At 67.3% G+C, this 25,908-nt stretch carries 22 protein-coding genes; 8 read left to right on the top strand and 14 right to left on the bottom strand.

The features are described 5' to 3' along the window. Positions 1–93: 93 nt before the first annotated feature. The 3 genes from lipA (at position 94) to rarD (ending at position 2,647) form a co-directional block, all read left to right on the top strand. On the top strand, positions 94–1,128 hold the full coding sequence (lipA, locus tag ACUSIJ_RS20970) for a lipoyl synthase (RefSeq protein ID WP_449310368.1): 1,035 nt from the start codon (positions 94–96) through the stop codon (positions 1,126–1,128). A 1-nt stretch (position 1,129) separates the two neighbouring features. Beyond that, positions 1,130–1,600: a type II toxin-antitoxin system RatA family toxin gene (locus tag ACUSIJ_RS20965; protein WP_449310367.1), complete on the top strand. Its 471-nt coding sequence runs from the start codon at positions 1,130–1,132 to the stop codon at positions 1,598–1,600. Positions 1,601–1,729: 129 nt separating this feature from the next. Then, positions 1,730–2,647 carry an EamA family transporter RarD gene (gene rarD, locus ACUSIJ_RS20960; RefSeq protein ID WP_449310366.1) on the top strand — a complete coding sequence of 306 codons (918 nt, stop codon included), beginning with the start codon at positions 1,730–1,732 and terminating at the stop codon, positions 2,645–2,647. Between the two features lie 335 nt (positions 2,648–2,982). Here rarD and eno read toward each other — a convergent pair whose 3' ends face one another. After that, entirely contained in the window at positions 2,983–4,266 is a 1,284-nt protein-coding gene (gene eno / locus ACUSIJ_RS20955; RefSeq protein ID WP_449310365.1) for a phosphopyruvate hydratase, read from the bottom strand. A 538-nt stretch (positions 4,267–4,804) separates the two neighbouring features. Here eno and ACUSIJ_RS20950 point away from each other — a divergent pair. Together ACUSIJ_RS20950 and ACUSIJ_RS20945 are read left to right on the top strand one after the other, a co-directional pair. Then, positions 4,805–5,452 (top strand): transglutaminase-like cysteine peptidase, encoded by a 648-nt coding sequence (locus ACUSIJ_RS20950; protein ID WP_449310364.1) that lies wholly within the window; start codon positions 4,805–4,807, stop codon positions 5,450–5,452. Positions 5,453–5,604: 152 nt separating this feature from the next. Then, positions 5,605–6,420: an SDR family NAD(P)-dependent oxidoreductase gene (locus ACUSIJ_RS20945; RefSeq protein WP_449310363.1), complete on the top strand. Its 816-nt coding sequence runs from the start codon at positions 5,605–5,607 to the stop codon at positions 6,418–6,420. Positions 6,421–6,426: 6 nt separating this feature from the next. On the opposite strand, the gene ACUSIJ_RS20940 is transcribed toward ACUSIJ_RS20945, so the two are convergent. From ACUSIJ_RS20940 to ACUSIJ_RS20920, 5 genes are all read right to left on the bottom strand, one after another. Then, positions 6,427–6,834, bottom strand: coding sequence for a DUF6691 family protein (locus ACUSIJ_RS20940; RefSeq protein WP_449310405.1), 408 nt, complete (start codon positions 6,832–6,834; stop codon positions 6,427–6,429). A gap of 14 nt (positions 6,835–6,848) precedes the next feature. Continuing rightward, entirely contained in the window at positions 6,849–7,289 is a 441-nt protein-coding gene (locus ACUSIJ_RS20935; RefSeq protein WP_449310362.1) for a YeeE/YedE family protein, read from the bottom strand. A 113-nt stretch (positions 7,290–7,402) separates the two neighbouring features. Next, positions 7,403–8,338, bottom strand: coding sequence for a metal ABC transporter permease (locus tag ACUSIJ_RS20930; protein WP_449310361.1), 936 nt, complete (start codon positions 8,336–8,338; stop codon positions 7,403–7,405). A 2-nt stretch (positions 8,339–8,340) separates the two neighbouring features. Continuing rightward, entirely contained in the window at positions 8,341–9,558 is a 1,218-nt protein-coding gene (locus ACUSIJ_RS20925) for a metal ABC transporter permease (RefSeq protein ID WP_449310360.1), read from the bottom strand. Positions 9,559–9,565: 7 nt separating this feature from the next. Continuing rightward, positions 9,566–10,366 (bottom strand): metal ABC transporter ATP-binding protein, encoded by an 801-nt coding sequence (locus tag ACUSIJ_RS20920; protein ID WP_449310359.1) that lies wholly within the window; start codon positions 10,364–10,366, stop codon positions 9,566–9,568. A 351-nt stretch (positions 10,367–10,717) separates the two neighbouring features. On the opposite strand from ACUSIJ_RS20920, the gene mepA reads away from it, so the two are divergent. Then, the gene (gene mepA, locus ACUSIJ_RS20915) at positions 10,718–11,647 is read left to right on the top strand and encodes a penicillin-insensitive murein endopeptidase (RefSeq protein ID WP_449310358.1); all 930 of its coding nucleotides are present in this window, start codon (positions 10,718–10,720) and stop codon (positions 11,645–11,647) included. A gap of 48 nt (positions 11,648–11,695) precedes the next feature. Here mepA and msrA read toward each other — a convergent pair whose 3' ends face one another. The 4 genes from msrA to efp form a co-directional block, all read right to left on the bottom strand. Beyond that, on the bottom strand, positions 11,696–12,355 hold the full coding sequence (gene msrA, locus ACUSIJ_RS20910) for a peptide-methionine (S)-S-oxide reductase MsrA (protein WP_449310357.1): 660 nt from the start codon (positions 12,353–12,355) through the stop codon (positions 11,696–11,698). A 42-nt stretch (positions 12,356–12,397) separates the two neighbouring features. After that, entirely contained in the window at positions 12,398–12,718 is a 321-nt protein-coding gene (locus ACUSIJ_RS20905) for a hypothetical protein (protein ID WP_449310356.1), read from the bottom strand. Positions 12,719–12,838: 120 nt separating this feature from the next. Continuing rightward, the gene (locus ACUSIJ_RS20900; RefSeq protein WP_449310355.1) at positions 12,839–13,267 is read right to left on the bottom strand and encodes an organic hydroperoxide resistance protein; all 429 of its coding nucleotides are present in this window, start codon (positions 13,265–13,267) and stop codon (positions 12,839–12,841) included. 181 nt (positions 13,268–13,448) lie between these two features. Next, positions 13,449–14,015 (bottom strand): elongation factor P, encoded by a 567-nt coding sequence (gene efp, locus ACUSIJ_RS20895; RefSeq protein ID WP_449310354.1) that lies wholly within the window; start codon positions 14,013–14,015, stop codon positions 13,449–13,451. Between the two features lie 125 nt (positions 14,016–14,140). On the opposite strand from efp, the gene epmA reads away from it, so the two are divergent. Then, positions 14,141–15,223 (top strand): EF-P lysine aminoacylase EpmA, encoded by a 1,083-nt coding sequence (epmA, locus tag ACUSIJ_RS20890; RefSeq protein WP_449310353.1) that lies wholly within the window; start codon positions 14,141–14,143, stop codon positions 15,221–15,223. After that, on the top strand, positions 15,220–16,320 hold the full coding sequence (locus ACUSIJ_RS20885; RefSeq protein WP_449310352.1) for a lysine-2,3-aminomutase-like protein: 1,101 nt from the start codon (positions 15,220–15,222) through the stop codon (positions 16,318–16,320). The genes epmA and ACUSIJ_RS20885 overlap by 4 nt, the downstream gene beginning before the upstream one ends. A gap of 166 nt (positions 16,321–16,486) precedes the next feature. Here the strand turns inward: ACUSIJ_RS20885 and arfB are convergent, their stop codons facing one another. The 4 genes from arfB to ACUSIJ_RS20865 all read right to left on the bottom strand — a co-directional run bounded on the left by arfB (position 16,487) and on the right by ACUSIJ_RS20865 (position 25,503). Next, on the bottom strand, positions 16,487–16,909 hold the full coding sequence (gene arfB / locus ACUSIJ_RS20880; protein ID WP_449310351.1) for an alternative ribosome rescue aminoacyl-tRNA hydrolase ArfB: 423 nt from the start codon (positions 16,907–16,909) through the stop codon (positions 16,487–16,489). A 162-nt stretch (positions 16,910–17,071) separates the two neighbouring features. Then, positions 17,072–17,647 carry an invasion associated locus B family protein gene (locus tag ACUSIJ_RS20875; RefSeq protein WP_449310350.1) on the bottom strand — a complete coding sequence of 192 codons (576 nt, stop codon included), beginning with the start codon at positions 17,645–17,647 and terminating at the stop codon, positions 17,072–17,074. Between the two features lie 239 nt (positions 17,648–17,886). Continuing rightward, a complete protein-coding gene (locus tag ACUSIJ_RS20870) occupies positions 17,887–18,159 on the bottom strand; it encodes a hypothetical protein (RefSeq protein ID WP_449310349.1) in 273 nt (90 codons plus the stop codon). A gap of 312 nt (positions 18,160–18,471) precedes the next feature. Then, positions 18,472–25,503, bottom strand: coding sequence for an autotransporter domain-containing protein (locus ACUSIJ_RS20865; RefSeq protein WP_449310348.1), 7,032 nt, complete (start codon positions 25,501–25,503; stop codon positions 18,472–18,474). Between the last annotated feature and the right edge of the window lie 405 nt (positions 25,504–25,908).

The following is a 25,908-nucleotide window of genomic DNA, read 5'->3' as shown; positions in this document are numbered from 1 at the left end:
ATCACAGGCCGTTGGCCGATGGCACGGGCAACAGCTGGCACGGCCGATCGGCCGTGCCGCCTTGACGAACGATAGAGGTATGGAGGCATCGGCATGGCGGTCGTCCTGGATATCCTGAACCGCGACCCGCGCCGCAAGCTCGATGTCGACGTGCCGCCCCGGGAGGCGGCGAAAGCCGAACAGGCCCAAGCTCATCATCCCCAAAAAGCCCGTCATCCCGAGAAGGCCCATCGTCCCGACCAACCCATCGCCCGCAAGCCGGACTGGATCCGCGTCAAGGCTCCCGGCTCGCCCAAATGGGCCGAGACCAACCGCATCGTGCGCGAGAACAACCTCGTCACCGTCTGCGAGGAGGCGGGCTGCCCCAACATCGGCGAATGCTGGGAGAAGAAGCACGCCACGTTCATGATCATGGGCGACACGTGCACCCGCGCCTGCGCCTTCTGCAACGTGAAGACCGGCATGCCGCTGCCCCTCGACACGGACGAGCCGGAGAGCGTGGCCAAGGCGGTCGAGAAGCTCGGCCTCACCCATGTGGTGATCACCTCGGTGGACCGCGACGACCTCGCCGACGGCGGCGCGCAGCATTTCGCCGATGTCATCCACGCCATCCGCGCGCGCTCGCCCGCGACGACGATCGAGGTGCTGACGCCCGATTTCCTGCGCAAGCCCGGCGCGCTTGAGGTCGTCGTGGCGGCGCGGCCGGACGTGTTCAACCACAATCTGGAGACCGTGCCGTCGAAATACCTCAAGGTGCGGCCGGGCGCGCGCTATTTCCACTCCATCCGCCTGCTGCAGCGGGTGAAGGAGATCGACCCCACCATCTTCACCAAATCCGGCATCATGGTGGGGCTCGGCGAGGAGCGCAACGAGGTGCTGCAGCTCATGGACGACCTGCGCTCGGCGGAGGTGGACTTCATCACCATCGGCCAGTATCTCCAGCCCACGCGCAAGCATCATCCGGTGATCCGCTTCGTGACGCCGGACGAGTTCAAGGCGTTCGAGACCACCGCCTACGCCAAGGGCTTCCTCATGGTGTCGTCGAGCCCGCTGACGCGCTCCTCCCACCATGCCGGGGAAGACTTCGCGCGGCTCAAGGCGGCGCGGGCGGCGCAGGTCGGCGTGTAACATGCCCTCGTTCCGCAACGAACGGAAGGTCGCGCACAAGCCCGCCGCCATGTTCGATCTGGTGGCGGATGTCGAGCGTTATCCCGCCTTCGTGCCGCTGTGCGAGAGCCTCGTCGTGCGCCAGCGCATCAACAGCGGCGAAGGCATCGAGACGCTGATCGCCGACATGAGCATCGGCTACAGATCGATCCGCGAGACCTTCACCACCCGCGTCACGCTGGACAGGCCGCGGCTGCGCATCATGGTGGAATACGTCGACGGGCCATTCCGGTTTCTGGAGAACCGCTGGGCTTTCCGCCCCGCTGACGACGCGCAGGCCTGCATCGTGGATTTCTATATCTCCTACGAATTCAAGAGCCGCACTCTCGGCCTGCTGATGGGCGCGATGTTCGACAAGGCGTTCAAGAAGTTCTCGGACGCCTTCGCCGCCCGCGCCGACAACATCTACGGCGCGCAGCCCGCCGGGGGCTAGAATGCGTTCCGCGCGCGGAGCATGAGCGCGCTTTTGACATAGGTGCATTGACTTTCGCGCCATAGCCGGGCTGCCGCTGTGCCCGCATAGTGCGCAAAAGGCTCATGGATGAGCCGCGTGGAATAAAGCATGAGCAATCCGTCCATTTCCGCCCGCCCTGCGCCCGACGCATTGCGGGGGTTGACATACGCGCTTATGGCCTATCTCCTCTGGGGGTTGCTGCCGCTCTATCTGAAAGAGGTCGCGCACGTCCCGGTGGGCGAGGTCATCGCGCACCGCATCCTGTGGGCGGTGCCGTTCGCCGGCCTGCTGCTGCTCGCCACCGACGGAACGAAAGCCATGCGCCGCGCCGTTCGCGACCCGCGTGTGCTCGGCATGGCGGCGGTCACGGCGACGCTGATTTCCTGCAACTGGGGCGTCTACACCTGGGCCGTGATCAACGACCGAGCGCTCGATACGTCGCTCGGCTACTACATCAATCCGCTGGTCAGCGTGCTGATGGGCGTCGTGCTGCTGCGCGAGCGTCTCGACCGGCCGCAGGTGATCGCGATCGGGCTCGCCACCGCTGCGGTCCTCCTGCTGGCGGTGCAGGCGGGCGGCGTACCGTGGGTTTCGCTGGCGCTGCCCGTCACCTTCGCCATCTACGGCTATCTGCGCAAGACGCTGCCGGTAGCCGCGCTCCAGGGCTTCGCGCTGGAAGTGCTCATCCTGTCGATTCCGGCCGGAGCCTATGTCGCATGGCTCACCGCGACCGGCGGCAACCATTTCGGCACCGTGGCCGCGGACTCGTTGTGGCTGATGGCGGCCGGACCGGTAAGCGCCGCGCCGCTGGTCATGTTCGCGGTCGGCGCGCGCAACCTGCCGCTGAGCACGCTCGGCATCATGCAATATATTGCGCCCACGCTGGTCTTCCTCATCGCGGTCTTCGTCTTCGGCGAGCCGTTCTCGCTCACCCAGGCCGTGGCTTTCGGCCTCATCTGGGCGGGGCTGGCGATCTTCACCTGGTCCGGATTGGCAGGACACAAGCGCGAGCGGCCGGCTGAATAGCGGCCTGCCGGCTAGCCCACATCCAAAGCAAATCCGATCGCAAGAACATGAAAACACGAAACAGTGATAGCGCCGTAAATTCAAAAATTTACATAGACAGAACTAAACAATCAGATCTACAAGAGAATATATTTGATATCATTTATAAAATATGAGTTTTTATTAAAATATTGATTTGCTTTGTTGTTGGTAATGATTTTATTGTTTTTTATTGAGTTGATGAGCGGCATGATCGTTTCTGACCATAAGGTTCTGATATAAAGCTTCGCCGCACAGCGTCATGTGCGCCGGCCCGGGACAAGCTTCCCGGGCCGGCAGCATCAGAATGCCGAAGCTCAAGCGCCGATCTTCAGCACCGCCTTGCCGGCGTATTGGGCGTAGGGGCCGAGCTCCTCCTCGATGCGGATGAGCTGGTTGTACTTCGCCACGCGGTCGGAGCGGCTCAGCGAGCCGGTCTTGATCTGGCCGGCGTTGGTCGCGACCGCGAGATCCGCGATGGTCGCGTCCTCGGTCTCGCCCGAGCGGTGCGAGATGACCGAGCGGTAGCCGCTGCGGTGCGCGAGGTCGATGGCGGCGAGCGTCTCCGTCAGCGAGCCGATCTGGTTGACCTTCACCAGAATGGCATTGGCGACGCCCTTGTCGATGCCCTGCTGCAGGCGCGCGACATTGGTGACGAAGAGGTCGTCGCCCACGAGCTGCACCTTGCCGCCGATGCGGTCGGTGAGCTCCTTCCAGCCCTCCCAGTCGTCCTCGGCCACGCCGTCCTCGATGGTGACGATGGGATAGGCGCCGACGAGCTTCTCCAGATAGTCCACCTGCTCGGCCACCGAGCGCGTCTTGCCCTCGCCGGCATAGACGTAGTTGCCGTCCTTGAAGAACTCGGTCGCGGCCACGTCGAGTCCCAGCACCACGTCGTCGCCGGGCTTGTAGCCGGCCGTCTCGATGGCCTTGGCGATGAAGTCGAGCGCCTCTTCCGCTGACTGCAGGTCAGGCGCGAAGCCGCCCTCGTCGCCCACGCCGGTGTTGTGGCCGGCGGCGTGCAGGGCTTTCTTGAGCGTGTGGAAGATCTCGGAACCGACGCGCACCGCCTCGCGGATCGAGGTGGCGCCCACCGGCAGGATCATGAACTCCTGGAAATCGATGGGATTGTCGGCGTGCGCGCCGCCATTGACGATGTTCATCATCGGCACCGGCAGGACGCGGGCGGAGGTGCCGCCGATGTAGCGGTAGAGCGTCAGGCCGGAAGCCTCGGCCGCGGCCTTGGCCACCGCGAGCGAGACGCCGAGAATGGCGTTCGCCCCGAGGCGCGACTTGTTGGGCGTGCCGTCGAGCGCGATCAGCGTCTCGTCGATCTTGACCTGCTCCTCGGCCTCGAACCCGCCGATGGCTTCGAAGATCTCGCGGTTGACCGCGTCGACCGCCGTCCGCACCCCCTTGCCGCCATAACGGTCGGCATCGCCATCGCGCAGCTCCACGGCCTCGTGCGCGCCGGTGGAAGCACCCGAGGGCACGGCCGCGCGGCCGATCGACCCGTCCTCCAGCACCACGTCCACCTCCACGGTGGGGTTGCCGCGGCTGTCGAGAATTTCACGTGCGATGATATCAACGATAGCAGTCATTCAGGGGCTCCTTGGCACCGGCTTGCATCTGTGGCGCTCCACGGCAGATCCCGAAAAGCGCTCTCGGGCGGACGGGCGAGGCCGCACCATGCGGCCCGCAATCTCGAACACTGCGGCTTTTACGACAAAACATGCGCGCTGGAAACGGACATGGCACGGGAAATGCTCGTAGCCGGCTGAAAACGGCGCCTCCGCCGCCGGCACCGCAACGGCTCGGCCCGGCAGGCGGCCCGTAGCCGTCAACCTTTCGTTAACCTTAACGTCCCGCCTCCATCCGGGAAAACGCAGAACCATTTGATCGATAACGGAATTATCGTCAGGGGCGGCATGCCGCCCGTCTTGCGGAGCGCAGGTGCCCACACCCTGAAAGGTTAACGCGCCTTAACCTCTCTTGCCAGCACGTCGGCGATGATCAAAGCTAACAGGAAGTTAATGCGGCGGACAGATGACCGGAACCATTGCCGCCACGTTAACGTTTCCGCATCGAACCAGAAACGATGCCCTTTTTGGTTCGATGCGCTGAGGATGAGGTTCAGCCGTGGTCCGCGCCCCGATCGCCGCAATCGTTATCGCGTTCTGCCTCGCCGCCCTGCTGCCCGGAACGGGTGGCGCGCGGACGCGCGGCGCCGCGCTGCCGGTCGCGGCGACGAGCCAGGATGCGTGGCAGACGGAGACGGGCCTCACCTCCCATCCGATCGGCTGGGAAGACTTCTGCCGCAAGAACCCCGCCACCTGCCGGCTGCACGACGAGCGCCCCGGCATCGTGATGCTCGATGCGGCCACATGGTCGCTGATCGTGAAGACCAATATCGACGTCAACGCCGCGATCACGCCGCTTTCCGACGAGGAGCACTGGGGCGTGGCGGAATCGTGGGATTTTCCCGATGACGGCTATGGCGACTGCGAGGACTACGTGCTGCAGAAGCGCCGGCTGCTGCTGCAGGCGGGCCTGCCGCTCGCGGCGCTGATGATCACCGTGGTGCGCGATCTCGCAGGCGACGGCCACGCCGTGCTGACCGTGCGCACCGACAGGGGTGACTTCATTCTCGACAACAAGCGCAACCGCGTGCTGCTGTGGAACGACACGGGCTACAGCTACATCAAGCGCCAGGCCAACCTCAATCCCATGCGCTGGGTCTCGCTCGGCCCCGCCTCCCCCTCGACGGCCGCGACCGCCGCCAGATGAGGCGGACGGCAGCAAAGTGACGCATGCGCCGGAATTGAGCCGGATCATGGCAGCGCGGCGGCACGCACCATAGCATGTCCCGATCATAACTGCCGCGACCGCTGCCGCCATGGCCATGGCGAAGGGCCGGGCGCGGGATAGGAGGGCATGCCATGACCGCACAAAACGCCAATACCACCGCAGGATCTCCCCACCTTGCTCCCCGCCTCGCCGGCAAGGCCGCCATCGTCACCGGCGCGGGCCTCGGCATCGGCCGCGAAACCGCCGTTGTGCTCGCCCGCCACGGCGCGAAGGTCGCCGTGTTCGACCTTTCGGAAGCCGACGGCCGGGAAACCGTCCGCCTGATCGAGGCCGAGGGCAACGCGGCGCAGTTCTGGAAGGTGGACGTCACCTCGGAAGCCGAGGTCAAGGCCGCGACCGATGCCGCCGTCGCCGCATTCGGCAAGCTCGACATCCTGGTCAACAACGCCGGCATCGCCGGTGTCGACAAGCCCACCCACGAGATCGCGGAAGCGGAATGGGACGCCGTCTTCGCGGTGAACGTCAAGGGCGTGTTCTTCTCCACCAAGCACGCCGTGCCGTATCTGAAGGCGAGCGGCAGCGGCTCGATCATCAACCTGTCGTCGATCTACGGCCTCATCGGCTCCTATGATCTCACCGCCTACCATGCGACCAAGGGCGCGATCACGCTGCTGTCCAGGCAGGACGCGGTGACCTATGCCGCCGACAACATCCGCGTCAATTCGGTGCATCCGGGCTTCATTCTGACGCCGCTGGTGGAGGAGCTCGGCAGCCGGGGAGAAGGCGGGCTCGAGGCCTTTCTCGCCAAGGTCGGCGCCAAGCATCCCATCGGCCGCGTCGGCCAGCCCGTCGAGGTCGCCAACGCCATCCTGTTCCTCGCCTCCGACGAGGCAAGCTTCGTCACCGGCGCGGCGCTGACCGTCGATGGCGGCTACACCGCGGTCTGAGCCTGATCAAGCCCCCGCCCGCCGGGCGGCCCACATCCCGACCAGCATGGCGGGAACGAAGGCGTAGGTGCCCGGCGCGCCGAGGCCGATGGCGACGAAGGCCGGGCCGGGGCAGAAGCCGCCGAGGCCCCAGCCGATGCCGAACAGCGCCGCCCCCAGCACGAGGGGGCGGTCGATGTCCTGCTTCGTCGGCAGGTGGAACGCGGTGTCGAACACCGGCCGGCCGCGCCCGAGCGCGAGGCGGAAGCCGATGAAGGCGACGATCACCGCCCCGCCCATGACGAAGGCAAGCGACGGGTCCCAGGTGCCGAAGAGGTCGAGGAAGTTCAAAACCTTCGCCGGATTGGCCATTCCCGAGATCACGAGGCCGACGCCGAACAGCAGGCCGACGAGCAGATTGACGATCACGTTCACAGGCGCCTGCATCCTCACCCCCCGACCGCATGGCGGACGACGAAGACGGTCACGAAGGCCGTCAGCATGAAGGTCCCTGTTGCGACGATCGAGCGCGGCGACAGGCGCGACAGGCCGCAGACGCCGTGCCCCGAGGTGCAGCCACCGCCGTAGACCGCGCCGAAGCCGACCAGAAGTCCCGCCGCGATCATCACCGGATAGTTGGACGACACCGTCTGCAGCACCGGCTCGCCCGTCACCGCCCCGACCAGGAATGGCGCCAGCACGAGCCCGGCAATGAACGCGAGGCGGCTGGCGAAACGCGTATCGAAGGGCGGCACCAGCCGGCTGGCGATGCCGCTGATGCCGGCGATGCGCCCCTCCAGCGCCAGCAGCAGCACGGCGGCGAGGCCGATCAGAGCGCCGCCGGCGAGGGAGGCCAGGGGTGTGAATTCGGTGGGCGTGAATTCGGTCATGATCATCCTTTCGCGCCGGCGGGAGGCCGCGGCCGGCCAGGCTTCGCTATAGCACTTTCGCGGGGGATGGGCATCTCGCGTCGGCTGCGGCGGCTCCTCGCCGGGCGGCAGGGTCAGGCCGGCTGGCCGGCGCGCCGCCGGCGGGGTCCGAACAGGCAGGCGAGGACCAGAATGACGCCGCTCACGGTCGCGATCGTGCCGGCGGCGCTCACCGTGGAGGAAAAGCCGAGCCACAGCGGCACGAAGGCCGCGAGGCCATAGCCGATGACGGCGGCGGCGATGGCGAAGGCCGCGCTCCACAGCAATTGCGGCAGCAACCGGTCCGTCATCAGCCGCGCCGCGCCGGCCGGGCAGATGAACATCGCCACGACGATGATCGCGCCCACGGCGTCGAACGCCATCACCGCGACGACAGCCACCATCACGGCGAGCGCGAGGCCCACGGCGCCGGGGCGTGCTCCCACGGTGGCGGCGAAGCCGGGATCGAAGGTCCCGATGAACAGCTCCTTCCAGAACGCCGCGATGAACACGACGACCGCCGCCAGCGTCAGCGCGAGGCGCGCCACCTGCGGCGGCAATTCGGCAAGGGCGGCGGCGTCGACGAGCGAGCCCCAGCCCTCGCCCGCGAACCAGACGATACTTTCCAGCGAGCCGTAGAGTGCATGCTCGACATCGAGATGGACGGAGCGCGTGTCGGTCTGTTCGAGCAGCAGGACGCCGCCGGCGAACATCGCCGTGAACACCACGCCCATGGCCGCGCCCGGCTCGATGCGCCCGGCGCGGCGGACGACCTCGATCAGCACCAGCGAGCCGATAGCCGCAACGGCCGCGCCGAGCAGCATCGGCCCGGCATCGATCGACCCGGTGATCACGAACGCCAGCACGATGCCCGGCAGCACGACATGGCTCACCGCATCGCCGATCAGCGCCTGCCGGCGCAGCACGAGGAAGTTGCCCAGCAGCGCACAGCACACCGATGTCAGCATGCCGACGACGAGCGGCGGCAGATTCAGCATGACGAAATCCGCACCCGGAAGATACGCACCCATGCTCAGGCCTCCTTCGGCGTGGTCCGGCGCTCGAGATCGCGCACGATATCGGGCGGCAGGGCTTCGTTGATGGGGGCGAGGCCGTGATATCCCGCCGCCGCCGCCTCCTCCGGGAACAGCCGCCGGTAGAGGCCCCACAGCGCCTCCTCCCTGAGCGCCGCCTGCGCGGCGGAACGCCCTTCGGGCGTCGGCGCGCCGTCGGCGCGGATGAAGCCCGCCCGACGCAGCACGCGCAGCGTCACCGGGTCGTAGATGGGCTCCTCGCGCGCCAGCGCCAGCAGGCCCTGACGCTCGTGGACGCGCGCCTCCAGCGCCATCGTCTGCATCCGGCCGGCGAGCAGGCCGCGCAACGGCGAGAACACCAGCGAGAACACGAACACCGCAAACGACACCAGCACGATCAGCGCACCCGTGGGCAGGCCCGGCCCCAGCGACGAGACGACGGCCCCGACATAGGCGGAGAACGCGCCGACCAGGGCGGCGGCGAACGCCAGCCGCCCCGGCCGATCGGTCCAGAAACGGGCGGTGACCGGCGGCAGGATGGTGAGCGCGACGATCAGCACAAGGCCCGCGACCTTGAGGCCGATCACCGTCACCGCGAGCGCCAGCGCCAGCAGCGCCAGATCGGTGGCGCGCACGTTCACGCCCTGGGTGGCGGCGTAACCCTGGTCGAAGCACACCAGCGTGAACGGCCGGCGCAACGCGTAGACCGCAAGCCCGGTCAACGCGGCCGCAACGGCGATCAGCTCGGCCTCGGAGCGCAGCATGCCCGCCGTGGAACCGAGCAGGAACCCGCCGATGCCCGCCTGGCGGCCCGTCTCCATGGCCTGAATGACCGTCAGCAGCGTGACGCCGAGCCCGAAGAACACGGACAGCACCGCGCCGATGGCGACATCCTCGGTGAGCCGCGTGCGGCCTGTGATCCATTCGAGCGCCAGCAGGCCGAGCCCGGCGCTCAGCGCCGCACCCAGCATCAGGCCGGGCATGAACCGCCCGTCGCCGGTGGCGAGCGCCATGGCGATGAACGCCGCCGCGAGCCCCGGCAGGGTGGCGTGGGAAATCGCATCGCTGACGAGCGAGCGCTTGCGCAGCATCATGAACGCACCGACCGCGCCGGCGCTGGCGCCGAGCAGGGCCGCGCCGACGGTCACCAGTGTTGTGTTGTAGCCGGCGGACAGGAGCAGCGCGGCCAGCAGATTTTCCAGAAGCAGATCGTTCATCGCCGCCTCACGCGCCGCCGGCCTGCGCCGCCAGCAGGCGCCCGCCATAGGTCTCCTGCAGATTGGCGGGCGTGAAGGCCTCCGCCACGGTCCCGGCGGCGATCCGGCGCACGTTCAGCAGCAGCACATGGTCGAAATAGTCCGCCACGGTGCCGAGATCGTGGTGCACGCAGATGATGGTCTTGTCCTGCGATTGCAGGTCCTTGAGCACGCCGACGATGGCCCGCTCGGTCACGGCGTCGACGCCGGCAAAGGGCTCGTCCAGAATATAGAGGTCTGCCTCCTGCGCCAGCGCGCGGGCGATGAACACGCGCTGCTGCTGCCCGCCCGACAGCTGGCCGATCTGCCGCGCGGCGAACGCCGCCATGCCCACCCGCTCCAGGCAGTCGAGGGCCTTCTGGCTGTAGCGCCGGCCGGCGAAGCGGAACAGGCCGAGCCGGCGGTAGAAGCCCATCATCACCACGTCGATGACGGTGGCGGGAAAATCCCAGTCGATGCTCGCCCGCTGGGGCACATAGGCGACGCGCGCCATGGCCTGCGCAACCGGCGCGCCGAACACGCTCACATCGCCGGCAATGCGCGGCACGATGCCGAGCGCCGCCTTGATCAGCGTCGACTTGCCGGCCCCGTTCGGCCCGACGATGGCCACCATCGCACCCGCGGGCGCGACGAAATCGACCGACAGCACCGCCGGCCGGCCGCCGTAGCTCACCGTCAGCCCGGAAACCGCCAGCGGACTGGTGGCGTCCGGCCGGGTGAGCCTGCGGCCGTCACTGGCGACGAGTTGGGGCGTGGCGACGTTGATCATGGTAGCGTTCGTTCCTGCAAGCCGTCCGGCCACGGCAGACCTTGCGCCCGCCCGCTGCCGGGGCGAACGAGAGACCTGTCCCTTGTCCGATATCGGTTGTTATTAATAATGCAATTGCGAATTAAATGCAATAACAATTCGCATCCAGCAAGCGCCTTCGGCCTCCACCATGGGATGGCTGCCGTCGGCGGCGGCCGCCACGGCTCCAGCCCGGCAGGGAAAAGAAATCCGCATCGGCGGCGTCGCCCTGTCTCTTTGTTTACGCATCGGATCTATCGTTTACGCATCAGATTCATCCAAAGATGCGGTACTTGTTTTTCGGTTCGACGCTTGATGCTGGGGAGGATATCGATGCCTACCATTTTCCGCGGCCGCATCGCCGCGATGCTGCTGGCCGTCGCCGCGCTGCTCGCTGTGGGCGTCGCCGCCCACGCCCAGGACACGGCGAGCGAGGAGGCGGCGCGCCGGCAGGCTGTCCTGAAGTCGCTGCCGAAGGATGCGGCCCGGCGCCTCTTCGGGCAGGTCGCGACGCCCTCGCCGGCGCCGGCGCAGGTCTACGGCTTCTATTCGAAGGGCTGCGTCGCCGGGGCGGTCGAGCTGCCGGCGGACGGCGACAACTGGCAGGTGATGCGCCCGTCGCGCAACCGTGCCTTCGGCCATCCCGCTCTCATCGCCTTCCTGCAGGACATCGCCGCCGGCGCCCCGCAGGCCGCCGGCTGGCCGGGACTGCTCGTCGGCGACATCGGCCAGCCGCGCGGCGGGCCGATGCTCACCGGCCATGCCTCGCACCAGACCGGCATCGACGCCGACATCTGGCTCACGCCGAACCCCGCCCGTCGCCTGACGCGGCAGGAGCGCGACAACGTCTCCGCCGTCAACGTCGTCGCCAGCGACTGGAATGACATCGACCCGGCGCGCTGGACGGCGGCGCATCACCGCCTGCTGCGCTATGTCGCGTCGCGGCCGCAGGTGGCGCGCCTTTTCGTCAATCCGGCGATCAAGAAGGCGCTGTGCCGCGAGGCCACCGGCAACAGGGCGTGGCTGTCGAAGGTGCGGCCCGCGCCGGGCCACAACTACCATTTCCACATCCGCCTCGCCTGCCCGCGCGGCAATGCGGCGTGCCGCAATCAGAACCCGCCGCCGAAGAACGACGGCTGCGGCGCGGAGCTCGACTGGTGGTTTTCGGAAGAGGCGCGCAGGCCGACGAAGACGCCGCCTCCGCCGCCGCTCAGGCTCGCCGACCTGCCGCGCCAGTGCGCCGCCGTCCTCGCCGCGCCATGACCCGACGGGCCGGCGGCGTCGTGATCTTGTATGCTGACAGCGTCCGGATCACGCGGCGGGCGCGGGCAGAACGCAGGCCACGCCCGTGCCCGCCAGCCCACAATAGCCGTTCGGGTTCTTGGCCAGATATTGCTGGTGGTATTCCTCGGCGAAGTAGAATGGCCCGGCGCCCGCGATCTCCGTCGTCACCGGCGGGAAGCCGCGCCCGGCGAGCGCATGCTCGTAATCGGCGCGCGAGGCGAGCGCCGCCGTGAGCTGCGCGTCGTTCGAGACATAGATGGCCGAGCGGTACTGCGTGCCGATGTCGTTGCCCTGCCGGTTGCCCTGGGTCGGGTCGTGGTTCTCCCAGAACGCCTTCAAGAGGCGCTCGAAGCCGCCATCCGCCGGATCGTAGACGACGAGCACCGCCTCGGTATGGCCGGTGCGCCCGGTGCATACTTCCTCATAGGTGGGGTTGGGCGTGAAGCCGCCCGCATAGCCCACGGCCGTCACCCACACGCCGGGCAACTGCCAGAACAGCCGCTCCGCGCCCCAGAAACAGCCGAGCCCGAGCAGGACGCTCTGCGTGCCTTCGGGATAGGGCCCCTTGAGCGGCCGGCCGTTGATGAAATGCGTTTCGGCGGTCGGCAGCGGCGCCTCGCGCCCGGGCAGCGCCTCGTCGCGCGCGGGCAGGCTCAGTTTAGCGGACAAATCCTTGAAAATCGCCATTTCGCCATCTCCCATCGCCACTGCATCGCCGTCAGCCCTCGATCACCGCAGGGTCGAAAACCCGATCGGCTCCGGCGGCCGCTTGCCGAGCCACAGCAGGATCGCCCCCAGCACGACCGCGGCGGCGAAGGCGGGGGCCTCGAACAGGTTTACGAGCACCGGATCCCATAAGTAGGGGCCGACCTTCTCGACCGCAAGCGGCTCGATGCGCGGATAGAACGACGGCATCAGCCGCGCCAGCACCGGCCCCAGATGGGTGAACGCCAGCCTGTCGTCGGCGATGGCGCGTGCACCATCCGCCACGAGCGACACGAAACCGGCGGCGATGAGCAGAAAACCCGCAAAACGAAGCAGAAAGCGCATGAACCCGTTCCGAGATCCGACGCGGCGCATCGCAATGCCGCCGACGCCGCTGAAGGTAGCAACGTGCGGGACCGGCGGCAAGATCGCAGGAACCGGGAGCGCGGGCGCAAGCGCCGCTGATCACACGATTTCGATACTGACGTCGACATTGCCCCGCGTCGCATGGGAATAGGGGCAGATCTTTTCATGTGCGGTGTCGACGAGTTCCTGGGCCTTGTCGGCATCGACGCCGTCAAGGTGCGGTTCGAGCTTCACCGCGATCTGGAATCCGCCCGCCTCGCGCGGGCCAATGCCCACATGGGCCGTCACCTGCGTGTCGGGACCGAGCTTTACGCCGGCCTGGCGCGCGGCGAAACGAACCGCGCCCTCGAAGCAGGCGGCGTAGCCGGCTGCGAACAATTGTTCGGGATTGGTGCCCGCGCCGCCCGGCCCGCCGAGTTCCTTCGGCACGATGAGATCGGCTTCCAGCACGCCGTCCGAGCTGCGGATGTGGCCTTCGCGCCCGCCCTTCGCGGTGGCGGTCGCGGTGTAGAGAACGTTTCCGGTCATGAACACAGCCTCCAGCGCCCTCGTGCGCCGCGGAATGCGGCCCGCATGAGACGCGGGGAGACTATGACCGAACCCGCAGCCGGAGCCAAGCTGGACCGCGGCGGCCCATGTGTCCGGAATCACGCCTCTCCGAAATCACGCCGGGGCAAATGCGGCCCCGGACCCGATCCATCCAAAAAACTCAGTCCTTGGCGCGTTCCACGTAGCTGCCGTCCTCGGTCTGCACCACGATGCGCGTGCCCGTGGAGATGTGCGGCGGCACCATGACGCGCAGCCCGTTCGACACCGTCGCGGGCTTGTAGGAGGACGACGCCGTCTGGCCCTTGACGGTCGGTTCCGTATCGGTGACTTCCAGCACGACGCGTGCCGGCAGCTCGATCGCCACCGCGTTGCCCTCGTAGATCGACAGCTTCACGCCCATGCCCTCCTGCAGGTACACCGCCTGATCGCCGACAACGTCGGCGGAGACGGTGAGCTGCTCGAAGCTCTCCGGGTTCATGAACACATAGGCTTCGCCGTCCTGGTAGAGATAGGAATAGTCGATGTCCTCGACGAAGGCGCGTTCCACCTGCTCGGTGGTCTTGTAGCGCTGCGAAACTTTGACGCCGTCGGCAATGCGGCGCATGTCGATCTGCGTGGTCGGGGTGCCCTTGCCGGGGAAGAAGCTTTCGGCGGAGAGAACGACGCACAGGTGGCCATCGACCTCGAGGATATTGCCTTTACGAACGGAACTCGCGATAACCTTCACGTGATAGACCTCTGATTGTCTTCTGTCTGACTGGCGCGCCGCCTCCGGCGGGGTGGATCTGCGGCATTTGCGCGCCACCTTACTCATCCCGGCGACAATTGCCAGATCCTAGAGTGCAAAAACTGATGGCCGAACCCGATTCAGTGGCCGAATCCGGCATATTTTTCGCCCCCGGCAGTCACGCCGTCCGCCGACCACGCCTCGTGACGCGCCAGCGCATCACGGCGGCGCTGCGCGCCTTCTTCGAAGAGCGGGATTTCATCGAGGTCGAGACCCCCGCCCTGCAGCGCTCGCCCGGCAACGAGGCGCATCTGCACGCCTTCCTGACCCATTTCATCGGCGCGGACGGGACCGCGCACCCGCTCTACCTGCACACCTCGCCCGAATTCGCCTGCAAGAAGCTGATGGCGGCGGGCGAATCGCGCATCGTCAATGTCGCCCGCGTCTACCGCAACCGCGAGCGCAGCCCCCTGCACCACCCCGAATTCACGCTCGTCGAGTGGTATCGCGCCCACGCCCCCTACGAGGCACTGATGGACGATTGCGCCGCAATCCTGCGCGTGGCGGCGCAGACCGCTGGCGTCACCGAACTGCGGTTTCGCGGCATCGCGGCCGATCCCGCCGCGGTGCCCGAGCGCATCACCGTCACTGACGCCTTCCGCCATTTCGCCGGCATCGATCTTCTCGCCACCATTCCGGACGACCCGGACGCGCCGCCCGACCGCGACGCATTGGCGCGGGCGGCAGCCGATATCGGCGTGCGCATCGTTGCCGACGACACGTGGTCGGACGTGTTCAGCCACGTGCTCAACCAGCGCATCGAGCCGCATCTCGGGCACGGGCGCGCCACGATCCTCGACGCCTACCCGGCCCATGAGGCGGCGCTCGCCCGCCGCCAAAGCGCCGATCCGCGCCTTTCGGAACGCTTCGAGCTGTTCGTGTGCGGCGTCGAGCTCGCCAACGGCTTCGGCGAACTCACCGACGCGGACGAGCAGCGCCGGCGCTTCGTGCTCGAAATGGACGAGAAGCAGCGCGTCTACGGCGAGCGCTATCCGCTGGACGAGGCGCTGCTGACGCTGCTGCCGGCCATGCCGCCGACGAGCGGCATCGCGCTTGGCCTCGACCGGCTCGTGATGCTCGCTACCGACGCCGCGCGCATCGAAGATGTGCTGTGGGCGCCGGTGACAATTGCCGGAGAGCATGCATGACACGCACCGTTTCCCTGCCGCTGCCGTTTCAGGCACCGGGGTCGCACGCCCCCCTGCGCAGCCCGGAGGAGCTCGTCGAGGCCGGCCTGATCGACTCGGCGCAACGCGCCGAAATCGAGCGGGTCGCCGCCCGCTACGCCATCGCCATCACGCCGGCGATCGCCGGCATGATCGACGGTGACGATCCGGCCGACCCGCTGGCGCGCCAGTTCGTGCCCGATGCGCGCGAGCTCACCCAGACGCCGCTGGAGCGCGACGACCCGATCGGCGATCGCGCCCATTCGCCGGTCGAGGGCGTGGTGCATCGCTATCCCGATCGCGTGCTGCTGAAACCGGTGCACGTCTGCCCGGTCTATTGCCGCTTCTGCTTCCGCCGCGAGATGGTCGGCCCCGGCAAGGAAAGCGCGCTCTCTCCGCAAGCGCTCGATGCGGCCGTCGCCTATATCGCCGCGCGGCCCGAAATCTGGGAAATCGTTATCACCGGCGGTGATCCGCTGATCATGGCGCCGCGCCGCCTGAAAAGCCTCGTCGCGCGGCTTGCCGCCATCGATCACGTCAAGGTGCTGCGCTGGCATACTCGCGTGCCCGCGGTCGCGCCCGAGCGCATCTCGCCGGCGCTCATCGACGCCATCCGCGTGCCGGGCAAGGCGGTCTACGTGGTGCTGCACGCCAATCATCCGCGCGAACTCGGGCCGGCGGCCCGCGCCGCCTGCGCCCGGCTCGTCGACAGCGGCATCGTCATGCTGAGCCAGTCGGTGCTGCTGCGCGGCGTCAACGACGATGCCGCGACGCTCGGCGCGCTGATGCGGGCCTTCGTCGAGAACCGCATCAAGCCCTACTACCTGCACCATGGCGACCTCGCGCCCGGCACGGGCCACTTCCGCACCACCATCGCCGAGGGGCAGGCGCTGATGCGCGCCCTGCGCGGCCATTATTCCGGCCTGTGTCAGCCGGCTTACGTCCTCGACATTCCCGGCGGCCACGGCAAGGCGGCGATCGGCCCGTGCGACGCGGTCGAACAGGAAGGCAGCGACGACTGGCAGATCACGGACTTCCGCGGCCGGACCCACCGCTATGGCAGTTTGCGTTCAACTTGATCATCAAATTGAATGCAAGTTGCGGAAAACGATCAAAGCAGGGCGGCTTGCACGGCAGATTCCGACCCCACATGAGCGCTAACCGCTCTGTCCGCCGGAGTGACCGGTTGCCTTTCTCCTGACCCACGCTTCCTATTGCGTCAGAAGGTGAGCGCCGGGTGGCGGTTCAATCCGCCGGCGGCTTGGCCGCCCGCATCGCCTTGATGCCGGAACGGCGGGCCTTTTCGTCGAGCCGCCGGCGCGTGGCCGCCTTGGTGGGTTTCGTCGGGCGGCGGACCGCTGGCCGTCGCGCCGCCTGCCTGATCAGATCCACGAGGCGCTGCAGCGCGTCCGCGCGGTTGCGCTCCTGCGTGCGGAAGCTGCGCGCCGTGATCACGATGACCCCGTCGCGCGTCAGGCGCTGTCCGGCCAGCGCCATCAGCCGCGTCCGCACCTCCTCCGGCAGATTGGGGGAATTGCGCGCATCGAAGCGCAATTGCACGGCGCTCGCCACCTTGTTGACGTTCTGCCCGCCCGGTCCCGACGCCTGGATGAAATTCTCCACGATCTCGTCGTCGTCGAGCGCGATGAAATGTGTGATCGGGATCATGTCCGCAACCGGCCGACGACGCGCGCTTCGCAATACCGGATCCGCGGGCGCGATCACCGCAGACCGGCATAATGCTCTTCTATATCAGGGTTGGGGGTAAACGAACAGGGCGGCTCCGCCCGGGGGCCGCCCTGCCATGAAACGCCTTCCCGCCTTTTGGGGTCAGCTTCCGGTCACCTGCCTGAGCGCCGCGGCCGATCCGTTCAGCGGGAACTTGAACTCCGCCGTGCGGCCGTCGACGAGCGTGATCGTGGCCGTGGCCTCGGCGCCGACGGAGACTTCTTTGAGGAACGCGGCATCCGCCGGCAACGTCGCATCGCATTGGCGTGGCGAGCACGTGGCATAGGCCAGCTTGCGGGCGGTGCCGTTGCCGATCTTGAGCGCCACACCCGGCTCGATCTGAACGCCCGTCGGCGTCTGGATGACGGCGGTGAGCTTGTCCGACTGGTCCTTGCCGAACGCCCAGATCAGAACGACATTGCCGCTCTGGTTGTCCGCAACCCGCAGCACGGCGGTGCAGGCGGTCTTCTTGTCGGCCTGGTCGCGGCAGGTCACCGTCCATGAATCGTGGACCGTGGTTTCAATGCGCTGGGGCACCGACGCCGCAGAACCCGCGGCATTCTGGTTCTGCGCCAGGGCCAGACCATCCTCTCCGACACCCGGCAGGAACAGCACCCCTCCTGCCAGCACCGCCATGGTCGCCCCGCCGGAGACCACCGCCATCACCTTTTTCTTCATCGCCCTGCCTCTTCGATTCGCATCTTTTCCGCTGCTCGCGCCGCTCTTCGACCGCGAGGGGGGCGCGTCGCGATTCGACGGCATATTTAGCACGATACGCGCCAAATACGATGAAAAAACGAAGACAGGCCACAGCTATGACGGAGATTCGCAATCAAATGGCAAACAACTTATTGTCTACGTCATCGACGCCCGCCACTTGCGAATGATATGTCGCGCCCGATGCGCCGGATCATGTCTCAGCGAGGTTGAAGCGGCAGTCCAAAGGGCTCGCCCGACAGATAGGGCCGCTCGAACCTGCGTCGGTCGTTCTGGTCAAACGGCTGACCCTTGGCGGAATCGGCGACGTAGTTGGGTACGCGGGTTCCGCCCGATGCGGGCGCCGCATAAAGAAAGCTGTCGTCCCGCGTCAGGCTGTCCCGCCGTGCCTGGGACTGCTGCGCCGAGGCATCCGTGGCGAACAGGGGAAACGCCGTCAGGGAGACAGCCAGAAAAAGCACTGCACGAACCATTCTCTGCATTCCTTCCATGGCACTTGCGGAAACAGCGGCATCCGCTTTTTCTGGACACGTGACGGCGCATCATACACCGCGATCCCGCCGGGACGATACACCGTTTTCGTCTCCTGCCAAATGAAACAGGGACCGCACGATCGCGGTCCCCGTCTCCGTTTTCCGTCCGGGACCCGGCGAGAACGCCGGCCCGCTTGCCTCTCGCAGAGGGTTTCACCGTTTCACGGAAATGGTGAAACCCTCCTGCTTCCCGGTTTTGAGCGAAGTCCGATCGTTCGGATGATTCCGTCTATCGAAAAGCGCTCCAGCGGATCAGAACTTGACCGAGAAGTTACCCCTCACGCCGTGGTCGCTCGTGTTGTCGCCGACCTGGCCGTTGTAACTCACGCCCAGCGTGGTGCCGTGCGCGATCTCGACATCCAGACCGACGCCCAGGACGAGCGCGTTCTTGGCGATCGGGGCGCCGGTGATGGCGAACAGCGAGGTGCCGTTGGCCGCCGAGAACACGCCGGTCGGGTTGACGTCGCCGAAGGCGTGCCTCCATCCGAACGTACCGGTCGCCGTGCCCTTCGCGCCGCTGAGGTCGAAGTTCTTCGACAGCCGCAGGCCGAGGGTGGAGAAGCCGGTGCTCTCATCCTGGCTGTGCGAGGTCAGCGCCGAGCCAAGGCCGAGACCACGTTCGACGAAGCTGTCGCTGGAGTGGTGGACATAGGCCAGGTTCAGGAAGGGCTCGACGGTCGCCGCATCGAACGTCACCTCGTAGCCAGCCTCGGCATAGAGCTGCAGAGTGCGGGCGTCGTACTTGGCCTGGTTGCTGTCGCGCAGGCCGAGGACGTTGAGCTGACGCTCGGTTTCCAGACGGTGCCAGGTGTGGCCGAAACCGAAGCGCAGGCCGAGGTTACCGAACTGGCCGCCGCCGTAGACGGCGAGGTTGTAGTTGTCGACATCGGCCTTGCTGAGGTTCGCGTTCGACTTGATGTCGCTCTTGGCGTAGCCGCCCGCGATACCCAGACGCCAGTTGTCGGCGATGCCGGTATCGAAGCCGAGCACGAAGCCGCCTGTCGAACGGTCGAGCTTGGCCGTATTGCTGGAGCTGTCGGTCTCACCCCACGACCCGTAGACCTGACCCCACAGCGCCAGGTTGGAGCCGGCGGGAGCCTGAACCACCTGACCGGGCGCGGCCGCAGCCGATCCGCTCAGCGCCGCACGGGTGCGGTTGGTGGTCGCCTCGCGCAGGTGGCGGCTTTCGTCGACCAGCACGCCCCTGGCGGACGCGTGGACCTCACCCGAGAGCTGGTCGAAGGCGGCACGCACGAGGTGGGCCTCGTCGTTCGATGCCGAGGCGATGGCGTCGTAGATCGTGCCGCGCGAGCTGCGCAGGTCGGTCGGCGTCAGGCTTTCCAGAGCGCCGGCGACGGCGAGCTGGTTGCCGTTCGACGCCTGGGTGCCGAAGGCGCGGTCACGCTTCAGGTAGAAGTTGCCCTGCGTGCCCACCGCTTCCGCGGCGAAGGACGAGAACAGGCGGCCATTGCCGACTTCCGTCACCTTCACCGCGTCGGACGACGTGAACGTCACGCCGTTCTCGGCCGTCACGAAGGTGTAGGTATTGCCGTAGGTGTAGCTGCGGCTGTCGGCGGTGAGGCGCAGATCGACCTGAGCGCCGTCCGCGGCCTTGGAGAAGATGGCGCGACCGTTCGGCGTGCCGCCGACGCCCGCGAGCACCTCGATCTTGTCGCCACGCTCGAACTCGATGGCACCCGCCGTCTGCTCCAGACCGCCGACACGCAGCAGGCCGGGCGAGTTACCGGGCTTCAGCGTACCGCCGTTCACCACCAGCGTGCCGATGTTGATGCCGCGGCCGCTGGTGTCGCCGGAGAACAGGCCCTCGAGGGTGCCGTTCGGACCGACCGTCACGCTCCTGGTGAAGCCGTTCACGCGCAGCAGGCCGCCGGTCACGGCAAACGAGCCGTTCGCGAAGTTGCCCGTCACGTAGAGCGTGCCCGCCTGGACCGTACCGGTGCCGGTGAAGTCCGGGCTGTTCCCGGCGAGGACGAGGTGACCCGCGCCCATCTTGACGAAGTCGGCCCCCGCGATCGGGATGGCGATCGTGGCCGAGCCGTTCTGGGCGACGGTGAACTCGACCACCGAGCGGCCCGAAGCGGCCTGCAGGAGGAACGCGCCCGGCCTGCTGGCAACGCCCGCATCCCTGAACAGGAAGTTCTGGCCGTTGATGGTCAGACCGGCGATGCGGACCTGGCCCTCGACGTTGATCGGCTTGTTGGTGCCGTTGCCGTTGAAGGTCGCCACGCCGTTGTTCCAGGTCTGGCCGTCGACGAACGTCGTCTCGCTCCAGTTCTGGAGGTTGGCGAACTGATCGACGTTCACCGTCTCGCCGTCGCCCGGCTGCGGGACGGGCGAGGTCTTGGAGTTCAGCACCAGGTAGCCGTTGACCACGCCGCCGAAGGTGAAGTTCGAATTGGCGTACTGGTCCTTGACCGCGTCGGAGATGGTGATCTCGCCGGAGTGGTTGTCGAAGATAAACACCGGCAGCGACGTGCCGTTGGCGCCGACCGCGTAGTCTTCCGGCAGGTCGAGTTCGGCGATCTCGCCGCCGAGGACCGCATTCGTGCCCGTGAAGGCGGCGACGACGCCGTTCGAGTCGGCCGGCAGCTCCAGCACGACCTCGGCCGTGCTGGCCAGGTTCAGGCTGGTCACCGTCAGCGTGTGGCCGAACGTTCCCCACAGCGCGCCGTCGACGCTCAGGGTGTTGATGGAACCGCCATACTCGACCGCGAGGCCGGCGTCGGCGGCGACGTGCACCGCGCCGGCGAAGTCCACCGCGTTCTGGCTGGTGAAAACCGCGCCGCCGTTGGCGAACGTCAGGAGACCGTTACCCGTGAGCGTGCCGCCGAAGCGCACCGTGCCCTCCTCGGTGAGAGGCACGCCGCCCAGGTCGATGGTGCTGGCCTGGTTGACGGAGCCCGACGTTTCGGCCGGCAGGTTGACGACGATGTCGCGCGCCGTGGAGCCGAAGTCCGGGCCGAGCGCCAATGTGGCGCCCGTGCCGTTCAGCGTGATCGAGCCGCCGGCGTCGCCGAGGTGGGCGTCGTTCGCGACCGCGAGCGTGCCGACATCGACGATCGTGCCGCCGGCGTAAGTGTTGTCGCCCCAGAGGGTGAGGGTGCCGATACCGGTCTTGCGCAGCGCCGCCGAGCCGGTGAGCTGGTTGTTGATGACGATGTTGCCGGCGCCGGTGTTGATCGTCGTCCTGCCTTCGTATTCGGTCTCGGCCGCGCCGCCCTTCAGCTCGAGCGCGTCACCCGTCAGCAGCCAGTCGCTGGCGAAGAACTGCAGGCCCTGCGTCAGGTAGTTGGCGCCGCTGACGTTGACCGTGCCGCCCTGCTGCGGGAAGTCGGAGTGGCCGAACACGCCGACCCTGCTGCCGTCCTCCGTCTGGTGCAGCGGGCCGGGGTTGGTCTTGTCCAGATCGGTCCAGTCGTTGCCGTCCACGGTCCAGGTGGAGACGCCGTCGACCGGCGTGCCGTTCCAGAAGCGCGACGCGGCGCGGCCGGTGTTGGCGACCAGATCGATGTTGTGGCCCTCTCCCGTCGTGCTGACGACGACGCTGCCGGCCGGCAGATCCTCGCCGATCGAGCCGACCGCGAAGCTGTCGCCGTTGACGATGACCTCGGTCGAGCTGATGACGCGGTAGATGCCGGGGTCGATCGCGTCGTTGTTGAGGTTGATGAAGGTGCCGTCCTCGGCGGCCGTCACCGTGCCGTCGACGTGGAAGTACTGGTTGGTGATGTCCTCCGTGCCGGCGGCGTTGTGGTGGCCGAGGAGGAACCCGCCGAGCTCGATCGTCGCGCCGTCTTCGAAGGTGACGTCGCCGTTGATGGTCAGCGTGCCGGCCTTGTTGCCGAGCAGCGAGCCGTACTGGCCGACCGAGACCGGCGCGCTGACGGTGCCGGAACCGGCGAGCGAGGCGCGGGCGTCTTCCGTGCCGTCCACGTTGACGGCGTTGGCCGTCAGCGAGCCCTCGTACGTCGTCGTCGGCGCGCCGAGCAGGTCGGAGACCGGCAGCGTGCCGTTGTCGACGCGCAGCGTGCCCGCCTTGACGTTGACGGTGTCGACCTCGCTGGCGTTGCCCGTGAGGACGACTTCCTTGTCGGCCGCGTCGATCTCCAGCGTGCCGGCAAGCGCGCGCGGATCCGCTTCGGAATCGGCGCCCTCGGTGAAGAAGCCGACGATCTTGCCCCAGAAGCCGGTGTCGCCGGTGGTCTGGTTGATCGTGAGCGTCGTTTCCCTCTGGGTGTCCCCGTCGTCCGCCTCGCCGCTGGCGATGACGATCGTGCCCGCGTCGAGCTCGTACCGCGCGGGATCGTAGCTCTCGCTTTCGCTGTCGAGGATCTCCGCGCCCGTCTTGCCGGAGCCGGCGAGTTCGGTGATCGTCAGGTCGGAGACGTCGGCCTCGAGCGTGCCGCCGTTGACCGTGTACTTGCCGTCGAGGAGGCGGAACTTGTCGTCGCCGTCGTCCACCTTCAGCGTACCGGCCTCCACGACCGTGCCGCCCTCGTAGGCGATATCGGCGTTCGAGAGGACGAGGGTGCCCTCGCCCTTCTTGACCAGCGCGCCACTCGCCACTTCGTCATCGACGACGCCGAACGCGTTGTCCGCGATGGTGAAGCTCGACCCTTGGGCGACGTCGATCGTGGCGTCCCCGTCGGCATTGTCACCACCCCAGACGAGGAGGATGCCGGTGTCGTCAGCGAGTGCAGCCGTACCCGCACCGTCGCCGATGCCGAGCGCGCCGCCGGCGAAGGTGACCTGCTTGGTCCCGTCACCGAGCTGAGCCGCGTCGGTCACCGACAGCGTGCCGGCCTCGATGATGTTGTCGACCTGCGCGCCGCTGGCCACACCGCCCAGCACCAGCGTGCCGTCGCCCTTCTTGACAAGGGTGATGGTGCCGTCGCCCGCTTCACCACTGTGCACGACGCCGCCGTCGAGGGTGAAGGACTTGTCCGCGTCGATGTCGAAACCGCTCCTGAGCGTCTCGCCCGGCTCCGATCCCTTTTCAAACCTGATGGTCAGGTTGTCGTCACTGGCGATGCCCGTATCGGCATCCGTCCCGACATTGAGGAAGCCGCCGTTCAGGCTGATGGCCCCGCCGCCTAACTGGCCCTCCGCCGTCGCAGCGAGCGTGCCGCCGGAGATCCTGACGCCGGCGATGTCGTTGACCTCGCTCTGGGCCAGAACGAGCTTGCCGTCGCCCTTCTTTTCGAGCGTGCCGGTGTCGATGCTGGTGAGCTTGTTGCTGAGGGTGAACGTATTCGCCGCCTCGTCGACGGAGATCGCGAAGTCATTGGCCGCGGTGATCCTGAGGGAGGTGTCGTCGGTGAAGTCGCCGGCGCCGGCGATCGCCAACCCCGCGCCATCGCCGATCTCGACCAATCTCGTCCACTCCTCGTCGCCGGTGTCTTCGCCGCCCGCGCCGAGGTTGTCGAGGGTCGAAATCTGGAGCGTGCCGTCGTAGATCCGGGTTTTGACGTCTTCGCCACCATAGGTGTTCTTGCCGGTCAGCGCGATCGTGCCGCCGTTCGCGCCGAGGATGACGTCGCCCTCGCCGCCAAGCTCCTGGTTGATGCTGAAGGTCTTTTCGGTGCCGGCCGCCCCGATGACGATCGCGTTGCCGGCGTCGACGCGCGCGAACGTCACGCCGTCGTCGCTCTCGATGTCCTCGTCGAACAGCACAATCGCTTCTTCCGCGACGGCGGCGCCGAACCGGACGGTGCGCGAGCCCTCCGCGCCGAGCGCGGCGACGTCCGAGACCACGAGCGTACCCTTGGTGACGGTGATGCCGCCGGTGAAGTCGTTCTCCTCGTTCTGGAGCTCCAGCGTGTTCGTTTCCCAATCCGTGCTCAGATGGACCAAACCATCGCCAGTGATCCTGGAACCCACTTCCGCGTCGCCGTCGCCGACGACCACGAAGCTGGATTCCTCGTCCACCAGGCTGATATCATCAACCTCGAAGGAACCTCCGGACCCGAGCTCGAACACGCCAGTGCCCGAAACGATCACGTTGGCGGCCCTGATCTCGCCTTCCTCGTCGTCGTCGCCGCTCACCTTGAGCGTGCTGTCGGCAACCGTCAGGTCGCCCGTAACAGCCAGCAGACCGGACCTGACCTCAATGGTCGCTCCTTCGGCCGCATCCAGCTTGCCGTCGATGGCGATGCCCTTGCCATCCGCTGGCGCCCCGCCCGTGTCGAGCGTCAGCCTGGTGTTCTCGCCGATGAGCGACGCGTCGCCGTCGATCGTGAGGAGCGTATCCTCGCCCGCGACCGAGACCTCGCCTGCGCCGGAAACGGTCAGGCCAGCGACGGTGAGCGTGGCAGCACTGGGGCCGACGCTCAGCTTGCCCCCGGTGCCGACGGTCGCCGCGCCGGTGACGTCCACCTCGCCCATGCCGATGCTGAGATCGCCGGTGTTACCCGAGACCGTGAGCGTACCTCCGACATCCACCTTCGCGTCAGCGCCACTGACCGCGAGCGAGCCGCCGCCGAGCGTCAGGTCGCCCCCGACGTTCAGCAGACCTCTTATGACGGAGAGGGTCGCGCTGTCGCTCGCCGTCAGGCCTCCGGTGATGGAGAGGCCCCTGCCCTCTGCGGCGGGCGCGCCCGCATTGAGCGTAAGCTCCGCGCCCGCGCCCGTGACCGAGACGTCGCCGGCGATCACGGCGAACGTCTCGGAGCCACGAATGCCGACCGCGCCGTCGTTGTTGACCGTCAGCCCGCCGGCGAGAAACTGGACCCCGTTCGCGCCACCAGCCGCACCGATCTTCAACTCACCGGCGGAGATGGTCGCGCTGCCGAATTCCGCCGAGCCCTGCCTGATCTCGAACGAGGTGCCGCCGCCCGAAAACAGTTTCAACTCCGCGCCGACCAACTCGGCGTTGGCGCCGTCGATCAGGATCTGAGCGGAGGGGCCTCCACCCCCATCCCCTTGCAGCGTCACATCGCCGGTAGCGGTGAGCGTGCCGCCGCTGATGGTCAGCACGCCGGCGGTAGAAGGGCCGCCGTTGATCGTGATCGTGCCGACGTTGAGAGCGCCCGCCCCCGTGAATACCGGACCGGGGGTCGGGATCCCACCAACGTCGATGACGACATCGCTAGTCGCACCAGGCAGCACACCACCGCTCCAGTTGGTGCTGACTTCCCATGCCTCGCTGGTACCGCCCCCCCAGACTACCGCTTGCGCATGGGCGGGAGCGACCGCGCCGGCGGCGATCAGGGCTGTGGATGACAGGAGGGCGGCGGTCAGCGCGAGCCGGGCGGCGCGGCCGGCCACTGACGGACGTGATTCGCCGCTCGCCCGCCGGCGACCCCGTACGGGAACGTTCCCGACCCCTTCGGATACGCTTCCGCCAAGGCCTGATGAATTCTCGTATTCAACCATTGCGTATTGCCTCTTTCACTGACGTCCGACCCCGTCACGCGCCCCTCACGGCCAACGCACCATGGTCCGACAGATACGGCACACAATGCAGGTTTTGTCCGGGATGTATAGACACAAACAGCGTTAATGCCTTTGAATTGACGCATAATGTGTCCAATGCGCCACAAATGTGTCTGAACCGTGCCATGGCGGAAGACCATGACGGAAGACGGATTCCCGCCGGCGCCCGTCATGGCCCGCGCGGCGACATATCCGGCGCGGGCGGCGACACCGCCGGACCACGGGACGCGGGAGCCG

The sequence above is a fragment of the Pseudochelatococcus sp. B33 genome (assembly GCF_053570585.1).
This window is presented reverse-complemented; position numbering and strand designations above follow the sequence as displayed.